The sequence below is a fragment of the Paenibacillus nanchangensis genome (assembly GCF_046543445.1).
GTDB classification, from domain to species: domain Bacteria; phylum Bacillota; class Bacilli; order Paenibacillales; family Paenibacillaceae; genus Paenibacillus_AQ; species Paenibacillus_AQ nanchangensis.
The window spans coordinates 1-6,265 of sequence record NZ_JBHOFD010000066.1 but is presented as its reverse complement, the minus strand read 5'-3'; the positions used below and the strand labels follow the sequence as shown (position 1 = coordinate 6,265).

Genomic DNA, 6,265 nt, shown 5'->3' with positions numbered 1-6,265 from the left:
ACTTGGACGGATACTAAACAAATCACAGGATGTCTAAATAGCGCTTACTTTGTTTTTTCTTCGGGGATCTCGAAAAAATCATGCAATGAATTCATTTCGTGTGTGGAAAATCAAGGAAGTTGTGATGGCGCATAGCAGGGACCAGGCGGGCAGATACTACTTTGTATGCTGTGCAGGAGGAGGGAACCCGATGGACTTATTGAGCGGCACAACCTATTGGCCGACCACATATCCGCAGCCGCGAACCTATCCGAAGCTGGATGAAGATATCCGCTGCGACGTTGCGATTATCGGGGGAGGCAGTTCGGGGGCGCAGTGTGCCTATTATTTTGCCGACTCCGGTCTTGACACGGTGCTGATCGACAAGGGACGTTTCGCTCAAGGCAGCACTTCGGCCAATACCGCACTGATTCAATACGCAGGCGAAAAAAGCTTTGTGTCGCTGGCCCATTCCTTTGGAGAAGCACGCGCAGTACAGCATTTGCGGAATTGCAAAAATGCAGCGGATGAGATATCAGCGGTAGCGACCGCGCTAAGCGAAGGCCACCCTGCCTACCCCATCGATTACGCTCGAAGAGACAGTTTGTATTATGCCAGCGCGGACAGCGATGTTCCTGCCCTGCATCAGGAACTGGAGTTGCTTCAAAGGCATGGCTTCGCGGTCGATTACTGGAATGCCGCCGAGATCGGGCGAAGATTTGCGTTCCGGGCTCCTGCAGCACTTGTGTACCGGAATGACGGTGAACTGAATCCATACGCATTCACTTATGCCCTGCTGGAATTGGCCGCGAAACGGGGAGTCCGGCTGTATGAACATACGGAATGGAGCGGTTCGGAACGCAACGGGGACGAGGTTCGGATGTACATGAAAAACAGACGGACAATTCAGGCGCGTTACGTTATCGTTGCGGAAGGATATGCGAATCAGGAGGTGCGTTCCGACCGGAACGCAACAATGGCAAGCAGCTACTCCATCGTTACCGCTCCCGTCGCCGATCTGCCGTCCCGCTGGCATGAACGGATGCTGCTCTGGGAAACGGCGCGGCCGTATATTTATTTGCGGACGACTGCGGACAACCGTATTATCGCGGGAGGACTGGACGAGAATACAGCCATACCCGCGGAAAGAGACCGGCACTTGCAGGCCAAAACCCGCCAGCTGCTGGATGAACTTCACCAGCGGTTTCCGGACATCAAGGCGAAGGCGGAGTTTGCGATGGCTGCTTTTTACGGGGGGACGCATGACGGACTGCCGATGATCGGTTTGTATGAGGACCATCCAAATTTCCTGTTTTTGAACGCTTACGGGGACAATGGATTGGTCTACAGCATGCTGCTGGCGCGGATGCTCAGAGACGCGCTGGCCGGCGGCACGGGTCCGGATAACCTGCCGGATCTGTATGTGCGGCATCAGTCCGTACGGGAAGCAGTCCGGGGGTAAAATAACCTGTTTTGAAGAACCGGTTGTCCATTTGGACACCGGTTTTTTTGTGCCGAAAAAAGCCTAAACAGGCTGTGGTTCTGTACGGAGTGCATAAAAAGGTTATGACGGGTCAAAGAGGAAAACTCAAAGAGGGAAACGGCTGGATCAGCGGAAACGAAGCTATACAACCGTTCGGTGACAGGAATATAATGGAAACAGAACCGCCGTTTTTTGAAATTGGCGCAAGGGAAAGAAGGATGGATATGAGTCATGAGGCAAAATTCCTGCAGGCTGTCTGGCACTCCGCGGGGATCGTGCTGTTATGGTGCATTGGGATCAATATGCTGTTGGCGTCCGGTTTTTCGGCAGGATGGTGGTGGCTGTTTGCCGCTGCTTCCGCAGGCTGGCTGATTGTGAATATGAGAAGGCCCTTTATCAAAGCCCGTGCCATTGTGCGAAGCTGGATATCGCTGGCAGCCGTAACGGTACTCGGAGGGTTGGCAGGGCAATATATCTCTCCTGCTCTGCTGCTCGGTATAGGAGTGGGTCTATCTATAGCCGACATACTCAGCTTTACCAAACGGGGGGCCTGGACGAGCAACGCCAAAGCGATGGCGAATCAGGAGCTGCTGCCCAAGCTAATCGTTTATGGCGTCTCCTGGAAAGACCGGGCGCCGGTTCCAACCAAGGGGCTGGGGGACTTTGCTTTTTACAGCCTGATGGTATCGGTTTTGTTTTATCATTTTGGCGCGTCTTCGGCCGTCGCCGGATCGGGATTTATTTATCTGGGCTGTGCAGTCACATGGCTTATTATATCGTTTCTTTATCGAAAACCCGGTTATAAAGGCCATCCTGCCACATATCTGCCATTTGGACTGGTTGCCAGCTATCTTCTTTTGTTATTGTCCGCATAGGACGGATAGGCTATAGTCTCAAGCAAACCGAAACCGCCTCCGCACCTGCCCACTTTCCCCTGCATACGGTATAGGGTGAATTCCAAACCTGCAGCGGAAAGGAAGTATAATGCATGAGTCAGACGATGCAGCCCGCGATGGGCGGCGCCCAATTTACCTATGATGTGAACCGGAACACCTTTTTCCGGAAGGATGCGAACAACTATATCAACGAGCTGTCGATCAAGCAGTTAAACACGCTGGATAATGTGTCCCTGCTTGATATTTATTTAAGCCGGGGCAACGTGGTGGAGCCCCATTATCACCAGAACGCGGCGGAGCTGGTGTACTGTATCTGCGGATGTGCAACGGTCAGTATTTTGAACCCTTTTACAAAGGAGATTATGAACTACACTATCGGTCCCGGACAGGTGGCGAACGTTCCGCAGGGGTGGTGGCACTATGAAATGGCGACTGTGGACGGCACGCATTTGCTAGCGATTTTTAACGCGCCGGTGCCTGAGTTTATCGGGGGATCGGATTTGTTCCGGCTGACTCCGGCCAACGTGCTGGCTCATACCTATTGTCTGGATGAAGCAAAAGTCAAAGAGACGTTTGCTCCAATCCGGGATACGGTCTTTATTGGGCCTCCGGCGGGTTGCCACAGCCAGAAGTGCGGGGATATGAGCCAGGCGGCTCAGCACGCCGCACCGCACCCGGCCTATTATCCGCTGTATCCGGACCATGCCGTATGCAATCAGGGATACGGTTACTATTACCGCTGACAGCCGCTATACACAGACAGTCAAAAGACGGGACCCTAGGTCCCGTCTTTTGGCGTCTTGATGTTTTGATGAGAGGAAGGTAATGAGGCCGATCAGCTTTTTGCGGTTGTGCGTTTGGAACGGTCAGACAGCCCGCCGGCCGATTTGCGCCGTGTGCCCCGCGGAGCAGCAGCGGAAAAAGAGGTGTGGTTTCCTGCCTCAAGACTTCCGATCCGGCAGCCAAGCTTGCCGTTAAGCTCCGTAAGGCCGGGGACCTGTTCCTGCCCTATCAGCTTAAGCAAAATCTCCGCTGCGGCCCGGGCATCTTCCAATGCGTCATGGTGACGCAGGCTGATTCCGAAATGATCCGCAACGACATTCAGCCGGTGGGAGGAGAGGTCTTTCAGCAGTTTTTTGGAAAGCGCGCAGCTGCAGCAGTACTGAAGCCGGGGATACTCCAGCCCGCTGTTCTCCAGACAGCGCCGGAGTACACTGAAATCAAAAGCAGCGTTATGGGCGGCAACCATCCGCCCTTCCAGCAGGGGCTTGACTTCCTCCCACAGCTCCGCAAAAGTCGGTTTGCCCGCAACCATCTGGGGCGTAATGCCGTGAATTGTTATATTGATTCGCTCGAACGGCTGCTGCGGATCGATCAGCCAGACGTGTTCCCGTACAATCCGCCCCTCTTCTACTTCCACCAGCCCAAGCGAGCAGGCGCTGGAACGGCTTGCATTGGCCGTTTCAAAGTCGATGACAACAAAATTCATATCCCTATCTCCTAACTCGTACCTAGCAGTTTCATAGGAACGCATGTTCAGTATACAGGGAATTCGCCTGTTTTACAAAAGTTAGGAAATTCCGCTCCTCTACCGTCCAACCCATTATATAAGAAACGAATATACATAGAACAGGCTGCCGAAACGGCGGCGCTACATTACTCTGCGGACAAGGAGGGAAGCGTATGGCGTTGTGGACGACCGGCCCGATCGACAATGCTCCTGTAGGCAGTGTGCGTCCTACTCAGCAGCTGACGGTGCATATTACGAACCGTGAGAACGCGGGAACCGGTTCGGTTCTGGTGCTGGGTTACTCTTTTGCCGGAAACAGGGTTCTCTATGTACACGAGATGGTGACCGTACCTGCAAACGGTGCCGTTACACGAACCTATTTCGCGAACTTGAACGCACTAGAATTTATGTTTGAAGTTGCTGAGGCGGATCAACCATGGGTGGCGGTATCCGTATGGGGGAGGGACGCATCGGGCGAGCAGTCGGATAGCCAACGTTACGTTACAAGAGAATTGGCATACGCCAGACAGTCAAATTGAAGGATAAGTTGGCTGATAAAATGATTCAGGAATGAAGGAGGCAGTGCAAAATGGCGGTAATGTCCACCGGACCAATTGACAATTTAGCCTCACCAGTTACCGGTACACGTACAATTACACAGCTGACTGTACAGGTCAGCAACAACCAGCTCGTAGCGTCAACGATTGTCATTGAAGGCTACTACCTGAATGGAACCCGTGTCCAGTACGTTCATGAATCGATCAACTTGGGGCCTAACCAGACCGCAGTCCGCACTTATTATGCGAATCTGGACGGTTTGGAATATATTTTTACAACACCGGATGCCGGTGGCGATGCGCAAGGCGTGGAAGTCTCGGTCTGGGGCAAAAATGAGATCGGCCAGCAGGTTTCGTCTCACCGCCTCGTTTCGGCGGAGCTGCTTGGTAATGTAGTAGGTGTAACCGGCGCCACTGGTCCCGCGGGGCCCACAGGGGCAACCGGTGCCAAGGGGGCAACAGGTGCGACAGGAGCGACCGGAGCGACAGGTAACCCCGGCCCGGCGGGTGCGACAGGAGCAACTGGTGCAACAGGTGAACCTGGACCGGCAGGTCCGACAGGTGCGACGGGCGCAACGGGTCTTGAGGGAGAGACTGGAGCGACGGGACCAACCGGAGCGACGGGTGACCCCGGCCCAGCGGGTGCGACAGGTGCAACGGGACCGACCGGAGCAACAGGTGACCCTGGCCCGGCGGGTCCGACAGGAGCGACAGGGCCGACTGGAGCTACAGGTGAGCCAGGACCAGCAGGTCCGACAGGAGCGACGGGACCGACAGGAGCGACGGGTGAACCTGGACCGGCAGGTCCGACAGGCGCGACGGGCGCAACGGGTCTTGAGGGAGAGACTGGTGCGACAGGTCCGACTGGTGCGACAGGAGCGACGGGACCGACCGGAGCAACAGGTGACCCGGGGCCGGCGGGTCCGACAGGAGCGACGGGACCAACTGGAGCTACGGGTGAGCCTGGGCCGGCGGGTCCGACAGGAGCGACGGGACCAACCGGAGCGACGGGTGACCCCGGCCCAGCGGGTGCGACAGGTGCAACGGGACCGACCGGAGCAACAGGTGACCCTGGCCCGGCGGGTCCGACAGGAGCGACGGGACCGACTGGAGCTACGGGTGAACCTGGACCGACAGGCCCGACAGGAGCGACGGGACCGACTGGAGCTACGGGTGAACCTGGACCGGCAGGCCCGACAGGCGTGACAGGACCAACCGGAGCAACGGGTGACCCCGGCCCAGCGGGTGCGACAGGTGCAACGGGACCGACTGGAGCGACGGGTGAACCTGGACCGGCAGGTCCGACAGGAGCGACGGGACCGACAGGCGCGACGGGTGAACCTGGACCGGCAGGAGCGACAGGAGCGACGGGACCAACTGGAGCAACGGGAGACCCCGGCCCGGCAGGAGCGACAGGAGCGACGGGACCAACTGGAGCAACGGGAGACCCCGGCCCGGCAGGAGCGACAGGAGCGACGGGACCAACTGGAGCAACGGGTGACCCTGGCCCAGCAGGAGCGACAGGAGCGACGGGACCGACCGGAGCAACGGGTGACCCTGGACCGGCGGGTGCGACAGGTGCAACGGGACCAACCGGAGCAACGGGAGACCCCGGCCCGGCAGGAGCGACAGGAGCGACGGGACCAACTGGAGCAACGGGAGACCCCGGCCCGGCAGGAGCGACAGGAGCGACGGGACCGACCGGAGCAACGGGAGACCCCGGCCCGGCAGGAGCGACAGGAGCGACGGGACCAACTGGAGCAACGGGTGACACTGGCCCAGCAGGCCCGACAGGCGCGACAGGACCGACTGGGGCTACGGGAGACCCCGGCCCGGCAGG

6 protein-coding genes are annotated in these 6,265 nt (G+C 57.4%); 5 read left to right on the top strand and 1 reads right to left on the bottom strand.

Going from position 1 to position 6,265, the window contains the following annotated elements:
- Positions 1-190 precede the first annotated feature (190 nt).
- The 3 genes from ACE6ED_RS28945 (at position 191) to ACE6ED_RS28935 (ending at position 3,101) form a co-directional block, all read left to right on the top strand.
- Positions 191-1,441, top strand: coding sequence for an NAD(P)/FAD-dependent oxidoreductase (locus ACE6ED_RS28945; protein WP_410830921.1), 1,251 nt, complete (start codon positions 191-193; stop codon positions 1,439-1,441).
- A 245-nt stretch (positions 1,442-1,686) separates the two neighbouring features.
- Entirely contained in the window at positions 1,687-2,337 is a 651-nt protein-coding gene (locus ACE6ED_RS28940; RefSeq protein WP_410830920.1) for a hypothetical protein, read from the top strand.
- Positions 2,338-2,450: 113 nt separating this feature from the next.
- A complete protein-coding gene (locus tag ACE6ED_RS28935; RefSeq protein ID WP_410830919.1) occupies positions 2,451-3,101 on the top strand; it encodes a cupin domain-containing protein in 651 nt (216 codons plus the stop codon).
- Positions 3,102-3,193: 92 nt separating this feature from the next.
- Here ACE6ED_RS28935 and ACE6ED_RS28930 read toward each other — a convergent pair whose 3' ends face one another.
- Positions 3,194-3,847 carry a 3'-5' exonuclease gene (locus tag ACE6ED_RS28930; RefSeq protein ID WP_410830918.1) on the bottom strand — a complete coding sequence of 218 codons (654 nt, stop codon included), beginning with the start codon at positions 3,845-3,847 and terminating at the stop codon, positions 3,194-3,196.
- 194 nt (positions 3,848-4,041) lie between these two features.
- Here ACE6ED_RS28930 and ACE6ED_RS28925 point away from each other — a divergent pair, with 194 nt between their 5' ends.
- Together ACE6ED_RS28925 and ACE6ED_RS28920 are read left to right on the top strand one after the other, a co-directional pair.
- A complete protein-coding gene (locus ACE6ED_RS28925; RefSeq protein WP_410830917.1) occupies positions 4,042-4,407 on the top strand; it encodes a hypothetical protein in 366 nt (121 codons plus the stop codon).
- 50 nt (positions 4,408-4,457) lie between these two features.
- On the top strand, positions 4,458-6,265 hold a 1,808-nt coding region (locus ACE6ED_RS28920; RefSeq protein WP_410830916.1), incomplete at its 3' end, for a collagen-like triple helix repeat-containing protein.

Coding starts and splice junctions, on each gene's coding strand:
- ACE6ED_RS28945 (WP_410830921.1), top strand. CDS start 191: ATGGACTTATTGAGCGGCACAACCTATTGGCCGACCACATATCCGCAG.
- ACE6ED_RS28940 (WP_410830920.1), top strand. CDS start 1,687: ATGAGTCATGAGGCAAAATTCCTGCAGGCTGTCTGGCACTCCGCGGGG.
- ACE6ED_RS28935 (WP_410830919.1), top strand. CDS start 2,451: ATGAGTCAGACGATGCAGCCCGCGATGGGCGGCGCCCAATTTACCTAT.
- ACE6ED_RS28930 (WP_410830918.1), bottom strand. CDS start 3,847: ATGAATTTTGTTGTCATCGACTTTGAAACGGCCAATGCAAGCCGTTCC.
- ACE6ED_RS28925 (WP_410830917.1), top strand. CDS start 4,042: ATGGCGTTGTGGACGACCGGCCCGATCGACAATGCTCCTGTAGGCAGT.